The 17,510-nt window shown below is 62.5% G+C and carries 13 protein-coding genes and 1 tRNA gene; 4 read left to right on the plus strand and 10 right to left on the minus strand.

What is annotated here, in order from left to right:
- Positions 1-52: 52 nt before the first annotated feature.
- The 3 genes from C443_RS06300 (at position 53) to C443_RS06310 (ending at position 2,696) form a co-directional block, all read left to right on the plus strand.
- The gene (locus C443_RS06300) at positions 53-1,138 is read left to right on the plus strand and encodes a right-handed parallel beta-helix repeat-containing protein (protein ID WP_049943928.1); all 1,086 of its coding nucleotides are present in this window, start codon (positions 53-55) and stop codon (positions 1,136-1,138) included.
- 94 nt (positions 1,139-1,232) lie between these two features.
- Positions 1,233-1,303: transfer RNA gene (locus C443_RS06305), tRNA-Pro, on the plus strand.
- Positions 1,304-1,445: 142 nt separating this feature from the next.
- The gene (locus tag C443_RS06310) at positions 1,446-2,696 is read left to right on the plus strand and encodes a mandelate racemase/muconate lactonizing enzyme family protein (RefSeq protein ID WP_005534800.1); all 1,251 of its coding nucleotides are present in this window, start codon (positions 1,446-1,448) and stop codon (positions 2,694-2,696) included.
- 81 nt (positions 2,697-2,777) lie between these two features.
- Here C443_RS06310 and C443_RS06315 read toward each other — a convergent pair whose 3' ends face one another.
- From C443_RS06315 to C443_RS06360, 10 genes are all read right to left on the minus strand, one after another.
- On the minus strand, positions 2,778-4,649 hold the full coding sequence (locus tag C443_RS06315) for a hybrid sensor histidine kinase/response regulator (RefSeq protein WP_049943929.1): 1,872 nt from the start codon (positions 4,647-4,649) through the stop codon (positions 2,778-2,780).
- 54 nt (positions 4,650-4,703) lie between these two features.
- A complete protein-coding gene (locus tag C443_RS06320) occupies positions 4,704-6,353 on the minus strand; it encodes an AMP-binding protein (RefSeq protein WP_005534804.1) in 1,650 nt (549 codons plus the stop codon).
- Positions 6,346-7,200 (minus strand): alpha/beta fold hydrolase, encoded by an 855-nt coding sequence (locus tag C443_RS06325; protein ID WP_005534806.1) that lies wholly within the window; start codon positions 7,198-7,200, stop codon positions 6,346-6,348. Before C443_RS06325 ends, C443_RS06320 begins: the two co-directional genes overlap by 8 nt.
- 148 nt (positions 7,201-7,348) lie before the next feature.
- Positions 7,349-8,512 carry a branched-chain amino acid ABC transporter permease gene (locus C443_RS06330; protein ID WP_080505460.1) on the minus strand — a complete coding sequence of 388 codons (1,164 nt, stop codon included), beginning with the start codon at positions 8,510-8,512 and terminating at the stop codon, positions 7,349-7,351.
- A gap of 136 nt (positions 8,513-8,648) precedes the next feature.
- Positions 8,649-9,638, minus strand: a complete 990-nt coding sequence (locus tag C443_RS06335; RefSeq protein ID WP_005534809.1) for a branched-chain amino acid ABC transporter permease — start codon at positions 9,636-9,638, stop codon at positions 8,649-8,651.
- Positions 9,635-10,333 (minus strand): ABC transporter ATP-binding protein, encoded by a 699-nt coding sequence (locus C443_RS06340; RefSeq protein WP_005534811.1) that lies wholly within the window; start codon positions 10,331-10,333, stop codon positions 9,635-9,637. Before C443_RS06340 ends, C443_RS06335 begins: the two co-directional genes overlap by 4 nt.
- On the minus strand, positions 10,330-11,142 hold the full coding sequence (locus C443_RS06345) for an ABC transporter ATP-binding protein (protein ID WP_005534814.1): 813 nt from the start codon (positions 11,140-11,142) through the stop codon (positions 10,330-10,332). The genes C443_RS06340 and C443_RS06345 overlap by 4 nt, the downstream gene beginning before the upstream one ends.
- Positions 11,143-11,144: 2 nt before the next feature.
- Complete coding sequence (locus C443_RS06350) at positions 11,145-12,557, minus strand: ABC transporter substrate-binding protein (protein ID WP_005534817.1); 1,413 nt, start codon at positions 12,555-12,557, stop codon at positions 11,145-11,147.
- Between the two features lie 778 nt (positions 12,558-13,335).
- On the minus strand, positions 13,336-13,668 hold the full coding sequence (locus C443_RS06355; protein WP_005534819.1) for a hypothetical protein: 333 nt from the start codon (positions 13,666-13,668) through the stop codon (positions 13,336-13,338).
- A 285-nt stretch (positions 13,669-13,953) separates the two neighbouring features.
- Complete coding sequence (locus C443_RS06360) at positions 13,954-14,658, minus strand: helix-turn-helix domain-containing protein (RefSeq protein WP_005534822.1); 705 nt, start codon at positions 14,656-14,658, stop codon at positions 13,954-13,956.
- A 153-nt stretch (positions 14,659-14,811) separates the two neighbouring features.
- Here C443_RS06360 and ppc point away from each other — a divergent pair, with 153 nt between their 5' ends.
- Positions 14,812-17,508: a phosphoenolpyruvate carboxylase gene (gene ppc / locus C443_RS06365; protein WP_005534823.1), complete on the plus strand. Its 2,697-nt coding sequence runs from the start codon at positions 14,812-14,814 to the stop codon at positions 17,506-17,508.
- Positions 17,509-17,510: the final 2 nt, after the last annotated feature.

A 17,510-nucleotide genomic window follows, 5' to 3' on the forward strand; every position in this document is an offset into this window, starting at 1 on the left:
CGGGTGAAAGAACACTACGGTTTACGTCTATTCGCTCCCTACCACTCCAACTATGAGCGACACGCGTACGAGACTACCTGCCCTCCTGTTGTCGATCATGCTGACACTGGCTGTCGTGCCAGCCGGCGCGGCTGGAACCCAGACAGGACAGGAGACGCTGACCGTCGATAAATCTGGGAGTGCTGATTATCGGTCGATACAGGCCGCCGTGAATGCCGCCGACAGCGGTGACACTGTCGAAGTTCAGCCGGGTACCTACTACGAAGAGGTCAGTGTCAACGAGAGCATCACTCTCGTTGCACCCGACCGGGCGATACTGGACGGGTCGCGGTTCGTCAATGGGACCGGCATCACGGTGGCCGGCACCGCCGAACCGAACGTCACCGGATTCACCGTACGAAACTACCGCTTTGGCGTCGCCGCTAACGGAACCAGCGGTGATTGGACGGTCAGTGACACGACTGTTATCGCTGCTGATGTCGGCGTTTATGCACCAAACACGACCGGGAACTGGACTATAGAAGACGCCGCCGTCGCCAGCACAGCCTACAGCGGCGTGTTCGCCCGCGGCACCAGCGGCGACTGGATGATTCGCAACACCCGCTTTGTCGAAGTTGGCGGTGACGGCGTCGACGTCCGCAAGTCCTCTGGCGACTGGACGGTCGCCGCGGTCGTCGTCGACCAGTCCGGTGCGGACGGCGTCGACGCCTCTGGGACAACTGGTGACTGGTCGGTCCAGAACACGGAGGTCCGCCGAAGCGATGCAGGCGTCAAAGCTATCAACAGCGATGGTGACTGGGCGGTGACTGACCTGACGGTCAGCCGAAGCGACATCGGTCTCGTAACCGCCTTTTCCGGCGGCGCATGGACACTCGAAGATTCCACTCTCGAAACTCGCGATATCGGGGTCTTCACCGCACGAACGACCGGTGCGTGGACCATCCAGAACACGACCATCGAGAGCCAGCAGCAGGGAATCCACGCCGTCAACACCAATGCATCGTGGACCATCTTTGAGTCGACTATCTCTGTGACCGCCCAAAGGGATGCTATTGGTGTCGACGCTCGGTCTGCGACCGAGGGCTGGTCACTTACCGATGTCACCATCGAAAGCCCCGGTATCGAAGTTGCCGAATGAAGGAACCACGCCAGCGGTGTCTCCCCGTTACGGGCTGCCACTCTCGTCACCAAAGCGAAGCCCTTAATTAAAACACCCTCCTCTCCCAGAGTGCGGGACCGTGGGGTAGCGGTATCCTCGGCGCATGGGGTGCGTCGGACCTGAGTTCGAATCTCGGCGGTCCCACTTCAACTTATAGAGAACAGGTAGTTCGAATATCTCGGTAGCGATTACGAACCGAAGGCAGGCGGCAGTGACCGCGTAGCGTGGTCACAGAGTGAAACCGATTTCCTCTACACTTTTGTAACGCCGATAGCAAGCGAGGGGTATGGGAAAGGCAAACGACGTAGACTATGCTGACCTGCACGACCCGAACGCAGAGTACACGATGCGGGAGCTCTCTGCGGAGACAATGGGCGTTACCGCCAAGCGCGGTGGTGGCCGCGACGTGGAGATCACCGACGTTCAGACGACGATGGTCGACGGGAACTTCCCGTGGACGCTCGTTCGAATCTACACCGATGCAGGCATCGTCGGTACGGGCGAGGCCTACTGGGGCGCGGGCGTCCCGGAACTCATCGAACGGATGAAGCCGTTCGTCGTCGGCGAGAACCCACTGGACATCGACCGACTCTACGAGCACCTCATCCAGAAGATGAGTGGCGAAGGGAGCGTCGAGGGTGTCACGGTGACGGCTATCGCTGGCATCGAAGTCGCACTGCACGACCTTGCGGGCAAGATCCTCGAAGTGCCGGCCTACCAGCTTCTCGGTGGGAAGTACCGCGACGAGATGCGCGTGTACTGTGACTGCCACACCGAGGAAGAGGCCGACGCCGACGCCTGTGCCGAGGAGGCCCGCCGCGTCGTCGACGAACTGGGTTACGACGCCCTGAAGTTCGACCTCGACGTGCCGAGCGGCCTCGAAAAGGACCGTGCGAACCGACACCTCCGTCCGGGCGAGATCCGTCACAAGGCCGAGATCGTCGAGAAGGTCACAGAGGAGGTCAAAGACGAGGCCGACGTGGCATTCGACTGTCACTGGACGTTCTCGGGCAGCTCCGGCAAGCGCCTCGCGGACGCCATCGAGGAGTACGACGTCTGGTGGCTCGAAGACCCCGTCCCGCCGGAGAACCTCGAAGTGCAGGAGGAGGTCACCAAGTCCACAACCACGCCGATCACCGTGGGCGAGAACCGCTATCGTGTCACCGAGGAGCGGCGGCTCATCGAGAATCAGGCCGTCGACATGATTGCGCCGGATATGCCGAAAGTCGGTGGGATGCGCGAGACGCGCAAGGTCGCCGACGTGGCGAACCAGTACTACATTCCGGTCGCGATGCATAACGTCTCCTCGCCGGTTGCGACGATGGCGAGTGCCCACGTCGGGGCGTCTGTTCCGAACTCACTGGCCGTCGAGTACCACTCCTACGAACTCGGCTGGTGGGACGATCTGGTCGAGGAGACCGTCATCGAGGACGGCTACATCGAGATTCCGGAAGAACCGGGCCTCGGGCTGACGCTCGATCTCGACGCTGTCGAAGAGCACGTCGTCGAGGGCGATACCGTCTTCGACGAAGCGTAAGGTTCGGCCCCCATCGTTGGTGTTGACTGGGGCGGCACCGGGTGACGTGGTGGTCACCCGATACCACTCACGGCGGCACAGTTACGCCGTCTCGAACTCGACGCCGGTGATCTCGAAGCGAGCACCACCGGCGTCGCTTTCTCCGACCGTTATCGACCAGCCGTGGGTATCGACGATTTGATCGACGATTCGGAGGCCGAACCCGGGACCCGAAGCCAGCGAGTGGCCGCCATCGAACACGTCCTCTCGCTCGTCGGCCGGAATCCCGACGCCGTCGTCCGCGATGTAAAAGCCGTCGTTCAGTTCACCGACGGTTACCGTCAGGCCGACGGCTGCTCCCTGCGACTGTGAGACCGAGGGTGTCGTACGCTGCTCGCCGGTGCCTTCCTGTCTCTCGGTGTGTGGCGTCTGTCCGTGTTCTACGCTGTTGCGGATCAGGTTCTCGAACAGCTGCCGGAGTCGGCTGGGGTCCGCGCGGACTACGGCTGAGGTCTGTAGCTCCAGTGTCGCGTCGCCGGTCTCGACGGTGTGCCAGCACTGCTCGACGACGGTCTGGAGCGGCACCGGCTCGCTGTCGAGTGCGGCCTCGCCGTTCCGGGCCAGCGTCAGGAGGTCCTCGATGAGCTGTCCGATACGGTCGTGGGCTCGCTTGACTGCGTCGAGATGCTCGCTGTCGTGTTCCATCTGTGCGAGTTCTAGCTGGCCCCGGGCAACGTCAAGCGGGTTCCGGAGGTCGTGGCTGACGACGCTGGCGAACTCGTCGAGGCGCTCGTTTTGTTGTTCAAGAGCCTGTTGATGGCTGTCGCGGGTAGAAATCTCCCGTCCGATACCGGCTACACCGAGCGTCGAGCCGTCAGCAGCTGTTATCCGGCCGCCGGTGAATTCGTACGGGACTGTCGTTCCGTCGGCAGTCAGCAGATCGGCTTCGAACGATGTCTCCCCGGTCTCAAAAGCCGACTCGATACTTTGGCGAACGCTTTCACGATCGGATGTGGCGAAGAGGGCTGCCAGAGTCATCGATGCGAGATCAGCGTCTTCGTGTCCGGTGTCTGCCGCCAGTGCATCATTCCAACGAATCAGATCGCCGTTCTCGTCGAGTTCATAGAACAGATCTGGCATTGCATCGACCGGCGTGTCGGGGCTATCCAGTTCCGTAGCGCGTTCGGATTCGCGTCGCTTCCGCTCGGTGATGTCACGCGAGGCCCCGACGATTCTGGTGACTGTGCCATCCTCAACAATGGGTTGCGCCTCGGCCCGCACCCAGCGCTGTTCGCCATCCGGTTTGGTGATCCGGAATTCGAGGTCGGCAGGGTCGCCGGCTGAAACGTGCTGCATCGCCTGTATGACCCTGTCCTGATCCGTGTGGTGAATCGCTGTCATGAACTCCGCGGGGTTCGCCTGCAAGGAATCCACGGAGCGGCCGTAGATCGTTTCGTATGCCGGATTGACGAACTGTATCTCGGACCAGTCCCCAGAGAACACCCATAACAGTTCGTTCGACTGTTCTGCCAGTTCTGTGAGTCGCCGTCTGGTCTGGCTAGCGATCGCTGTCGATTGGTGATGTTCGACGAGCAACCGAATCCGATTGGCGAGGAGGTGGCTACGGTCGACAGCTGCGTCTCTTCTGAAAACGTCGGTGACCCCGTTCGAGAGTGCGTCGCTGGCGACGGATTCCGACTCGGTCAGCAACAGTACTGGAACAGTGCTGTCCCGCTCGCGGACCGTGTCAGCGAACGCACGACCGGACCGGTCCGGGAGGTCGTCCGCGACAACGATGCCATCGATAGCGTCGTCTTCGAGATGTTCCAGCGCACTGTCAGCCCGGTCAGTCGTAGTCAGTGTAAGCGAATCCGGTCCACGTCTGTCCGGGAACTCTGCGGTCTTGTCGAGTAGTGGGGCCTCATCTACCTGCAACACGTGTATTGAGTCCGCAATCGCATACGTGTCAGACATATTGTGTAAATAGAACTGCATCACCCCTCTTGAAGTTACGCCTGCAATGACGGATTACGCCCCGAAGCGGTCCGAGACTGCTCCCCGATCTATTTTGTCCGGGCCGCTTGTCGGCATCGCCTCGACGAACGCGATGTCACGGGGGTGTTTGTACCGGGCCAGACGGTCATCGAGGAACGTCCGGAGGTCGTCGAGGGTCAACGGCCGACCGTCAGCATCGTCCGAACGAACGACGGTGGCGGGTTCGATCACGGCCTTCCCGACCTGTCCCCACCTGTCGTCGGGAACCGGAATCACGACGACTTCACCGACCGAGGGGTGGTCGGCGATAGCGTCCTCGACCTCCGCGGGATAGACGTTCTCGCCGCCGCTGACGAACATGTGCTTCGTGCGGCCCTCGATGTAGTAGTAGCCGTCCGCGTCGACGCGAGCGAGGTCACCGGTCGACACCCAACCGTCACCGAACGTCTCGGCGGTGGCCTCGGGATTGTCGAGGTAGCCCGTCGCGGCGTGGGGCGAGCGCAACTGGAGTTCACCGACGGTGCCGGGATCGACTGTCTTTCGTTGGCTGGTTTGATCGTCTTTCTCGTTCGGACCCTCGGGCTCGACTACCCTGGCGTCGACGTGCATCGCCGGCTTGCCGACGGAATCGGCCTTCCCACGGGGCCAGCCCTCGGGCATCGCGAAGTTGTTCGGGCCGCATTCGGTGAGGCCGTATCCCTGCGAGAGGTTGACACCGCGCTCCCACCACGTCTCCATCACGCTCTTGCGGCAGGGGCCACCCCCGGACTTGGCGAAGCGGAGCGACGAGAGGTCCGTCTCCGTCCAGCGGTCGTGCTGGGTCATCATCCGCAGGATTGCCGGGACGGCGACGAGGACGGTCCCGTCCTCCGCGTCGATGGTCTCAAGCACGTCGCCGGGGTCGAACTCGCGGGCGATGACCACTGTCCCCCCCATGTGCCACAGCGGGACGGTGAGGACGTTCCAGCCACCTGTGTGGAACATCGGGAACACCATCGGCGTCACGTCGTCCTCGCGCAGTCCCCAGGCCGTGATCGTGTTCAGGGAGTTCCAGACGATGTTGCGATGCGTGATCTCCGTCTCCTTTGGCGTTCCCGTCGACCCGCCAGTGTGGAGGAGGAGATGCGTGTCGCCGGGGGCCGGCGTCGCTGTCTCGACGGGCGTGTCGTCCTCGGGGAGGGCCGAAGCGTAGGGTGTGCTGTCGAGCGTGGCAGCCGAGGACGCGTCGTTGGTGGCGGTTTCGAGATGGAGGAGTCGGGGTGGTGTCGCATCTGTCATCTCCAGAGCCGTCGAGACAGTTTCGGCGAAGGGGGCCTCGACAACGAGGATTTCCGGAGCCACGCGGTCGAGGAGTTCAGCGAGTTCCGGGGGCGCAAGTCGATGGGACAGCGGGGCCAGTCGGCTCCCGATCTTGCCGGTAGCAAAGAACAGGTCGACGACGGCGGGCCGGTTCCGCGAGACGACGGCAACGGTGCCGGCAGCGTCAGAGCCAGCGGCCTCGTCGTCCGCACCGCCACCGTACTGCCTGAGCAGTCGAGCAGTCTGGTTCGCCCGCCGGTCCAGTTCGGCGTACGTGAACCGCTCGCCGGTCGTCGCGTCGATCAGTCCTTCACGGTCCGGCGTGAGCGCGGCCCGGCGCTCGCTCCAGGCACCGACCCAGTCCTGCGGCGTGCCCTCAGACATCGTCGATGAACTCCCGAATCTGTGTGTTGACGCGCTCGTACTCCTCGATGAACAGCAGATGCGGACCTCCGTGGACGGTGACGAAATCGGCGCTCGGCAAGCCCCGCGCCAGCAGTTTTCCGTTCTTGTAGGGGACTACCTCGTCGGCGGTGCCGTGGATGACCAGAGCCGGAACTGTGATCTCACTGAGGCGGTCCGACGCGTCGAACGCTTGAACCGCCGCGCCTTGCCATTCCAGTGCTCGGTCGCTGGCGTCGCTGTCGATGCGCCAGTCGATGATGCGCTCGATGAGGTCCTCGTGGGCGTCCATGAACGACTTCGAGAGCGCTGGCTGCATCTTGTACCGCCGGAGTTCGCGCTCGTCGAGGTCGTCGGGGACGGCGAACATCCGCTGCTGTGTCTTCTCGGGGACAGGCTTGGCCTCCGGGCCGCCCGGCGAGGTACACATGAGCGTCAGCGACCTGGCCCGGTCGTACTCCAGGGCGTACTGCTGGGCGATCATCCCGCCCATGCTGGCCCCGACGATGTGGGCCTGCTCGATGCCGGCGTCGTCGAGTACGGCCTCCAGATCACTCGCCATCTGACTCATCGTGTACGGCCCCTCCGGTTCGTCGGAGTCCCCGGTGCCGCGGTTGTCCCACACGATGGTCTGGTACTCGTCGACGAGCGTCTCCTGTTGCCACAGCCACATCCAGCGGCCATAGCCGATGCCTTCGACGAAGACGACGGTCTCGGCGTCGGGCGGCCCCTCGCGCTCGTAGGCGAGCGAAACGCCGTCGTTGGTCGCGTATTGCATACTGTCTGTTTCTGGTTGGATATCCTTCAAGTGGTCCGGTTCCGCAGTCATTGCTCTACTGGCTCCGTGTTCGGGTGGTCACACCGCGTGTCGTCTTGCAGTCGATGCGCCGCCGTGGGCCGACCCGGTGGAGAGCGGCCGCCCCACGCCCAGGTCGTCGTTCTTTCAGGCGGTTCGACGGTCGTTTTCACCGGTTTCGTCATTCCGAATCACCCCAGAGCTTCGCCGGCAATGCCTCGGCGAACGTCCCGCCGAGACGCTCCCGGAGCGTCCCCAGCAGGCCGTCGGGGACGTAGAGGACGAACAGCACGAACACGAGGCCGACGTAGAGGCTCGCGTGGCCGTTCAACAGCAGGTCGATGAGCCCGCCGATGGTCGTATCCCCGACCAGGGTCGCGTCAAGCGTTTCCTGGCCCAGCAACGCACGGAGATAGGGCAACAGGCCGCCGCCCTGCCCGGCTTTCGAGAGGAACTCTCTCACTGTTTCATCGAACAGGTGGCCGTACAGCGACCCGGCGAGGGTCCCGAAGCCGCCGATGATACTCGCCAGCAGGGCGTCGCCGGTCACCAGGAAGTAAAAGGAGTTCTCCGGGCTGGCCGAGCGCTTGAAGCCGGCGAATAGGCCACCGGCAACGGCAGCGAAGAAGCCGCTGATGGCGAAGGCCCCGAGCTTGTACAGATACGTGTTGTAGCCGATAGCAACGGCGCGCTCCTCGTTTTCCCGGATAGCGATCATCACCCGTCCGAACGGAGAGTGGATAACCCGCTGCATGGCGAAGTAGCAGGCCAGAACGACGAGGCCGATCATGTAGTAGGACACTTCGGTGCCAGACAGCGTCGACTCGAGCAGTGCCACCTCGTCGCCGGTGAGGACACCGATGGACAGCGATAGCTGGTCGATACCGGGGGCCCCGATCTGAAAGCCCTCAGCGTGGCTCGGCCCGACCGCCGGGCCGTCCCGGGGGTTGGTCGCCACGTAGTCCCAGCCGCGGACGAACACGTAGAACACCTGCGCGAAGCCGAGTGTGATCATCGCGAAGTAGACGCCCGAGAGGCGGAACGAGACGAGTCCCACGAGTATGGCCAGCACGACGGCGATGAGACCGCCGACGAGCAACGACAGCATGAACGGCGTTCCGGGCCCGAGTAGCGGCAGCTTCCCGTTGGCGATGAGGATGACAGTGTACGCGCCGGTCCCGTAGAACACCGCGTGGCCAAACGAGAGGTAGCCGGTGTAGCCGCTGATGAAGTCAAACGAGATGGCAAAGAGGCCGAAGTACAGGACGCCGACCATCGTCTCCACCGTCGGCAGGAGCATCTGTGTCTCGGCGCTGACTGGCGAGTTCAAGAGTGTGTGGTACACCGGCGGGTATAGCGCCAGCAGGGCGATGACGAGGATGTGGGCGGTGTGGTCCCGCAGGTATTCGCGGGGCCACTCCGTCTCGACGGTCGTCGCCGGTGGCTCGGACGCCGCCTCGGCGTCGGCCTCGGTTTCGGCGCTAATGGCCCCCCACCTCCTCGACACCAAAGAGGCCCTGCGGACGGACGATGAGCGTCACCACGAGCACCAGGAACAGGACGAGTTCCGGCAGGCCCGTGAACTCGATGACGTTCTGGAACCACCAAGTCGTTACCGCGTCGGCCATCCCGACAACTAGTGCGGCGACGACGGTGCCACGGAACGTTCCGAGGCCGCCAACGATGACGACGATGAACGCCGGCAACAGCGTCTCGGCCGCAAGCGGGACGCTCGCACCCCAGGTCGGGTCCCACATCAGCAACGTGCCGGCCGCACCGGCCAGGCCGATACCCAGCGCGAACACGACAGTGAACACCTGACGAACGTCGATGCCGAGCGCCGACGCCATCTCTGTGTCCTCGCTCCCGGCCCGGATGTACAGGCCATAGCGGGTCTTCGTGAGGAATGCCCAGATACCGACAACCGTGATCGTACCGAGGAGTATCTGGAACAGCGACATCCAGCCGGCGCTGACGGGACCGAGCGCGACTGGTTCGCGGAGGAACTGCGGTTTGGTCGCCAGGGCGGCCTGCCAGTCGGACAGCGGCTGGAGGTCGTAGACTCCCAGGACGATGCGGACGACCTCCTCGATAACGAGCGTCAGCCCGAACGTCAGTAGGATCTGGTATATCGGCGGCCGGTCGTACAGCGGCCGGATGATGGTTGTCTCGATAGCCCCGCCCAGCACCGTCAACAGCGCGAACACGACGGCGATAGCGAGGAAAAACAGACCGAGGCGGGTCAAGGGCGCTGTACCGCCAGTGACCGTCACTACCATCAGGAGGCCGCCGAGATACGCCCCGACCATCGTCAGCGACCCGTGGGCGAAGTTCAACACGCCCATGAGGCCGAAAATCAGCGTCAGACCGCTCGCGATCATCACGTACAGCGCCGATTTGGCGAGTCCGTTGACGATGACACCGCCGAGTTCGCCGAGTGTCAGGAACTCCGCGAGCGCTTCGACGATCATGCCGACAGATACCTCCTGAACCGTTCGTCGTCGGCGGTCACCGCCGCCGTCTCACCGTCGTCGACGACACGGCCTTTATCGAGGATGTAGAACCGGTCAGCTAAATCGAGCGCCAGCGGGAGGTTCTGCTCGACCAGCAGCATCGTCACGTCCTCGCTTGCCTTCGACAGCGCCTCGGCCACGTCCGCGACGATCTGCGGGGCCAGCCCCTCGCTCGGTTCGTCGACCAGCAGGAGGTCGTTGTCGCCGACCAGCCCGCGGGCGATGGCGAGCATCTGCTGTTGGCCGCCCGACAGCGTGCCGGCGTCCTGCCCCCGCCGCTCTTCGAGGATGGGGAACGAGTCGAAGGCCAGCCGGAGGCCGTCGCGCACGTCGTCCGGGTCCGGAATCGCCGCCCGGAGGTTCTCCTCGACCGTGAGCTGGCCGAAAATCCGGCGATCTTCCGGAATCCAGCCGAGTCCCCGAGAGGCGACCTCGTGTGTTTCCAGCCCGACCAGCGACTCGTCCCGGAAGGTGATCGACCCCTCGCGAGGTGGCGTCAATTGAAGGATGGTCCGGAGTGTCGTCGTCTTACCGACGCCGTTGCGCCCCGCGAGTGCGACCACTTCTCCCTTCTCGACGGCGAGGTCCACGCCTTCGAGGATGTGGCTGTCGCCGTAGTACGTGTGGACGCCGTCGAGTTCGAGCAGGCTCACGCCGTCCCCTCCTCCGAGTCCCGGTCGGACCCGGCCGCAGTCGTATCGTCGTCCAGACTGCCCGGTTCGTAGCCGCCGAGATACGCCGACTGTACGTCTGGATTGGCCCGCACCTCCGCCGGCGGCCCGTCAGCGATGACTGCGCCCTGATGCAAGACGACAACGCGGTCTGAGACGCCCATCACGATGTCCATGTTGTGCTCGACCAGCAGGACTGGGTAATCCTCCGCCACTGCTTCGATGAGGGCCCTGATTTCGTCGACACTCTCCGAGGAGACGCCGGCGTTTGGCTCGTCCAGCAGGAGGATCGCGGGGTCGCCCGCTAGCGCGATAGCGACTTCGAGCTTGCGCTTTGCCCCGTGGCTCAGTGTGCTCGCGAGGTCCTCGGCCCGATGTGAGAGTCCGACCCGGTCGAGAATCTCGTGGGCGCGCTCGGTGAACTCGTCGTAGTGGTCGACGTTGCGCCAGAACGTCGTCGCGTCGTCGCTGTGGGCCTGCTCGGCGACCCGGACGTTCTCCAGAACCGTGCTGTTGGGGAAGACGTTCGTCACCTGGTAGGAGCGGTGGATGCCCTTGCTGGCCGTCTCGTGGGGCGAGGCGTCGGTGATGTCCTGCCAAGCTCCGTCACGCCGGAGTTCGACCGTCCCCTCGGTGGGCGAGAGAGTCCCGGTCAGCAGATTGAAAAACGTCGTCTTGCCGGCCCCGTTCGGGCCGATGAGCGAGCACAGTTCCGCGTCGAGTTCGAAGTCGACGCTGTCGACAGCGGTGAGTCCCCCGAACTCTCTGGTCAGTCCCTGTGTTCTGAGCATACCTACAGTGAACAGCCCATCTGGTCGCTGTCCTGCGGAATGGTCGTTTCGTCGGCGCTGATGCGGGCGAGCGGGTCGCCGGGCATAATGGCGGCTCCCCAGCTATCGGCCCACTCATCGGTCGTGGGAATCGGGTTCGCGACAGTCATCGCCGACCGCGCCTGATTGTTGTACTCTTGGAAGGTGTAGCCGTTCTCGCCTTTCGGCGTGTCGGTGACGGTCATCCCTTTCAGGGCATCGGCGATGTCCGAACCCTCGGTCGATCCGCTCTCCTGAACCGCCTGATGGATCGCCGACGCACCGGTGAAGGTCCCCGCCGAGAACAGGTCCGGGACGACGCCGTAGGCACTTGTGTAGCTGTCGACGAACGCGTCGTTGATCGGGTTGTCGTACTGGTTCCAGTGGTAGCGAGTCGTGAACGGCCCGAGCTGTGAGTCCCTGATCTTCTCCGCTGTCAGGGGCTCGCCAAGCACGCTCTGCATCGTCCCGCCGACGACGCTGTTGGTGATTCGCGTGGCGAACCCGCCAAACACCCGATAGGAGTACTCGCCCGAGAGGAAGGCGTTGAACATCGCGGGAAGCGTCGCGACGGTGAACCCGCCAACGACGCCCTCGGCACCCGCTTCTTCGGCGTTGTCCAGCAGCCCCTCCCACTCGGCGTAGCCCTGCTCGACGAAGCGTTCGCCGACGATATCGACGCCTTCGGCTTCCAGCACGTCTCGGTAGTTGTTGACCACCGCACGGCCGAAGCTGTAATCCGCGCCGAACAGGTAGACGCTCGACACGTCCGTCTCTCTGGCGACGTACTTTCCGCCCGAGCGGGCATCCATCGCGGTGTTCTCGCTGGCCCGATAGACGAGGTCGCTACAGGTATCCGAGTTGGACGTGATGTCGGCCGACGCCGCCGGCCCGAGCATGATCGGGATCTGCGCCTGATTGACGACCGTCGTGACGACCCGACTAGCCACCGCCGAGGACGCACAGCCGGCGAGCATGTCTACGTCCTCGTTTTCGACGAGGTTCGTCGCCGCCGTCTGGGCCGTATCCGCCGAGAACTCCGTGTCCCGTATCAACAGGCGATACTCCGTGTCACCGGCGGTAATCGTGATCTCACCGCTGCCGGGGTCAGTCGGCGGGTCTGTATCGCCTTTGTATGCCAGCCCGGAGAGGAACCCCCACAGCGACTGATCACCGTAGTACTTCAGGTCACCAGCGCGGGGCTGCAGGACCCCGATACTAACTGTCTGTGCCGAGCCACTGCCGCCCGATTCACCGTTCGTGCCGCTGTCCGTCGTACCGCCGTCCGAATCGTCCTGTTCAGTCATGGATGAGTCGTCACTGACACAGCCGCTGAGCCCGACAACACCGGCACCGAGCGCGCCGAGAACGCGCCTCCGTGTGGCCGTATTCTGCATAACAAATTATTGTAGATCTGCCGGCCACATAGTGTTCTGAGTTAACATGTTAACGCAGCGGCCAGAACGCAGTTCTCGTCCGTACCGGGACTGGCACAAAACAGCGGTAGATTGCCTATGTCGTTCCCCACTCGGCGAATGAGACCCTCATGACTGTTTGCCGATCTGTTACGTAACTGCTTCAGAAGCTGTGACCCGGTACATCTCAGCGGTCACCCACGTTAGCAACGGTGGAATAGCAGAGAGTCCCAGACCAAGCGCCACCACGAACTGTGTGTTAACGAAATAGCGTAGATGTTTGCGACAAAGGTCCCTTTGAGGGCGGCTAGCCAAACGAGTATCACTGTCGGTATCACTGGTCGCTGACGAAATGATGCCCACACTGACACAGCCAGAAGCGTAATTCCGAACAGAAGATAGGCAAGAGTTACGATTTCAGCTAGGAGTCCGAGTTCGTGGCTGGGATCTATTCGCAGGTGTGCCCGATACTGCTTGATACCCAACCAGAAAACATAGAATCCAGCTAAGCTGAGGCCAATTGACGGGATTTTCCGACCGATTTCCATGGGCAGAATTTATTCTCTTATTGCGAATAGCTTGTGTACATTTTCATACAACCCTCCCGGTGGCTCCCGCAGCCTGGTGAAAATGCGGTGAAAAGTCCAATCATATGTAGCGCGTTCCACAATCCACAGCGCGAATCAGAGAACTGCTTATCAACGGATCCAATTTCAGCTAAGAAGGCGTCGCTACTCGCCGTCTCAATCGTACTACGTACTTAGAGGATTTCGTGATCAGTGTACCGATGCAGGATACCGAGGATGACCAACCACGGCAACATCATTCCGAAGGTGATTGAAACCAGAAATCCAATCCGACGGTTCACACCGAGGAAGTCAAACAGTTCCATTCCTCCCGCAAAACCCGCGAAAATGAACGCTCCGAGGAATCCGGCGACTGGGACTATGATGGCCCTAGTAAGCCACCGCCTCGCAAACCAAAGATACGGTACGAGTAAGATTCCCAAGAGTAACCCGAGTACCGTTGTGAGGCGCAGCCCAAAAACTGTAAGTGGTTCTCCAGAAGATGATTCGGCGTCTTCGTCAGCCATTATTATGACACCCCTACGATTGTATAAAATACTTTCAATCGAGATATTATCCCCACTGATTCTGCCTATGCACTCGTACTGAGTCCGGACATGGGAACGTGATCGATCCGCTCACAGTCCCGAGATCATGCGCGGAAGCCACTCTTTCCCTCCCGTTTGGCTGGAACCGACCGGGCCGATTCATATCCCAACCCACAGTATCGGTGTTATCTTGTGGCGATAGCGGTCCCGCAGCTGTCTATCACTCCGAGCGGAGAAACGATTAGACCGACCGGGACATCGAAATCAGTCCTCAATGACGTCCAGTGCTTCGACGACGCGCTCGATCATCTTCCGCTCGCCGCGCCGGAGGTTCTTCGAGACGGCGGGTTTGGACACACCGAAGTCCTCGGCCAGCGATCCCAGCGTCGCATCACGGGGTGACTCGAAGTACCCTTCGGAGACGGCGGTTTCCAGCGTCTCGCGTTCGGTATCCGAGAGGTCGCGACAGCCGTCGACGAGTGTCATTGCCGCGCCAGCGTTCTGGACGAGGTCCTGCAGCTGTGGGAGCGTCGTCGACGTGCGTTCGATTACGTCGTACTCGTTGTCGCGGTCCAGTTCCGAGAGCGTCGTGTCTGCGTCCCGGCCGCGGTCGAAGCCGACGTGCCAGGTCTCGCTGCCCGCCTCGATGTGGAACGGTCCGGTGATGTAGCCGCCGTTGTCCCTAATGGTCTGCATCGCCGCCGTTTCCTCGATAGTCGTCCTGATGTGAGCGGCGTTGTCTTCCCGGCGCAACAGCGCACAGTCGTTCATGTTCTCGTGGGCTTGCAAGCTGTCCAGCCCCGTATCGAGTACCCCCGCATCCTCGGCTTCGACGATCATCCGCGTCTCCAGCTCCCGCGCGCGCTGGTCGAAGTCCCAGTGTACCGCTGCAAAAGCGACATCGTGGTCTGCCGTCGTGTCGATGAACGGGCAGTCGTACTGCTCCATGTCCAGTGCGATATCTATCATTGGCAGTCCACTGTCTCGTGTGTGATTCGTGTGATACGGTAAAGAATCCCACGATTAATAATAACTATTTCTCGCAACCGGGTTCTTCACGAACGTCTATCCCTGATACACCGTTTCAATAGTGTTTTAGGGCTCGGTTCTGGATGAAGTGGTATGACTTTGCACGCCAGAGAGATAAACCAGGACGTACGGGAGCTGGGTGCGCTCCTGGGCGAAGTGCTGGAGGCACAGACCTCGACCGAGGCATTCGAAACGGTGGAAACGATCCGGAACTCGTGTATCGACTACCGGCGTGGAGACGCCGAGACGCGGGAGGAGGTCCATCGGGCTCTGAACCGATTGAACCCGGAGACGCAGGATATTGTCGCACGCGCATTTACCACCTATTTCGAACTTATCAATCTCGCCGAGGAGCGCGAACGGGTCCGCGAAATCCGAGAGGGCAGCCAGGAAGGCGTGTTGGCCGACAGCGTCGAGGAAGCTGTCCGCGATTTGGCCGAACGCGGTGCAGATCCGGAGGAGTTCGAGCAGGTCCTCGAAGACGTGCTCATCCAGCCGACGTTCACGGCCCACCCGACCGAGGCCCGACGGAAGACGGTGAAGGCGAAGCTCCGGTCGGTCGCCCGTGACATCGAACGACTCGACGAACGGCGGCTCACTGACCGCGAACGGAAGCGCATCGAGCGGAACCTCGACGCCGAAGTGACGAGCCTCTGGCAGACCCCACAGGTCCGTGACCGCCGCCCGGAGGTCACCGACGAGGCGCTGAACGTCCAGTGGTACCTCGAAAACGTCCTGTTCGACGTCATCGACGAGGTGTACGACGAACTCGAACACACCCTCGAAGACGTGTACGACGAGGACATCGACATCGACACGCTCTACGAGTTCCGCTCGTGGGCCGGCTCCGACCGCGACGGTAACCCCTTTGTCACCACTGAGGTGACCGAAGAGACGCTGGAGCGACAGCGCGACACTGTCCTGCCGCTGTACCGCAACAAGCTCAAAGAGCTCTCCGGCGTACTGAGCCAAGACGCCTCGAACATCGCGACTGACGCGCTGTTCAACGAGCGACTGGACCGGCATAAATCCAAGCTCCCCGGCGTCGCCAAGGAAGCCGAGGAGCGGTATCCGGACGAACCCTACCGCCAGAAACTCCGGCTGATGCGCGAATCTGTCATCCGGGTCAGCGATGTCCGCCAGGGCGGCTACGAGAGCGAGGAGGAACTGCTGACCGACCTCCGCGTCATCGCAGACAGCCTTCGAGAGAACGACGCCGAAGTCATCGCCGAGGCCCATGTCGATCCGCTGATCCGCAAGGTCGAGACGTTCGGCTTCACCCTCGCTAGCCTCGACCTGCGCGACCACCGGAAGATGCACACCGACGCCATCGCCGAGGCCGTCGACCGGCAGGGCATCGACTACGCGTCGATGGACGAGGACGAGCGCGTCGAGTTCCTGACCGAAGCGATTCTGCAGGACAACCCCGTCATCGACATGGAAGACACCGAAGGGCTCTCCGAGGACGCCACTCGTGTCCTCGACCGCTTCCGTGCCACCGCCGACTGGCAAAACGAGTTCGGCATCGACGCCATCGACACCTACGCCATCTCGTGGTGTGAGGAACCAAGCCACGCGCTTGAGGTCCTGTTCCTCGCTGATCAGGTCGACATCGTCGACCTGCCCGGCTACTGCGGGTTCGACGTGGTCCCGCTGCTGGAGTCGGAGTACGCACTCTCCGGAGCCCGTCGAATCATGGGCACGCTGTTCGAGAACGAGGCCTACTCCCAGGCGCTGGAGGCCCGGGACAACATTCAGGAGATCATGCTGGGCTACTCCGACTCGAACAAGGAGAACGGCTTCCTCGCCGCCAACTGGTCGCTGTACAACAACCAGAAGCGACTCGCGGACATCACCGACGACTACGACGTGGAGATGCGCCTGTTCCACGGCCGCGGCGGCTCCATCTCCCGCGGTGGTGGTCCAATGAACGACGCCATGCTGGCCCTGCCAAACGAGACGGTGACCGGCCAGATCAAGTTCACCGAGCAGGGCGAGGCCATCGCCGAGAAGTACGCCAACCACGACATCGCCGAGCGGAACCTCGAACAGATGCTCAACGCCCAGATCCGGGCGCGCCAAAACGCGATCGAGGAGCCCGTCGAGGAGATCCCCGACGAGTGGGAAGAGGCGATGGAGATAGCGGCCGACGCCGCCCGCAACGAGTATCAGGACCTGCTCGAAACGGACGGCTTCGTCGAGTTCTTCGACCAAGCGACGCCCATTACCGTCATCGAGAACCTCAACATGGGTTCGCGGCCGGCCTCCCGGAGCGAGGACCGTAGCGTCGAGGACCTCCGGGCTATCCCGTGGGTGTTCTCTTGGACGCAGGCCCGCTGTATCATCCCCGGCTGGTACTCGATCTCGACCGGGCTGGACGCCTACCTCGAAAGCGGCGGCGACATGGAAACCTTACAAGAGATGTACGAGAACTGGCCGTTCTTCCGGACGAAACTCGACAACGCGTCGCTGGCGCTCGCCCGGACCGACCTCGGCATCGCCGAAGAGTACGCCGACCTCGCTGACCCCGAACTCCGCGAGCGCATCTACCCGCGTATCGTCGAGGAGTACGAGGACACCGTCGAGAAGGTGCTCGAAATTACCGGGCAGGACGGCCTGCTCTCGCGGGACTGGCTCAAGGAGAACCTCGAGCGCCGGAACCCGTACGTCGACCCCCTGAACCTGTTGCAGGTCCGCCTGCTCAAGCAGTCCCACCGGACCGAAACCGAGCGCCGGACCCTTCGGCTCACCGTTCAGGGTATCGCAGCCGGGATGAAAAACACCGGGTGAGC

Source organism: Haloarcula argentinensis DSM 12282 (genome assembly GCA_000336895.1).
Classification (GTDB): Archaea; Halobacteriota; Halobacteria; order Halobacteriales; family Haloarculaceae; genus Haloarcula; species Haloarcula argentinensis.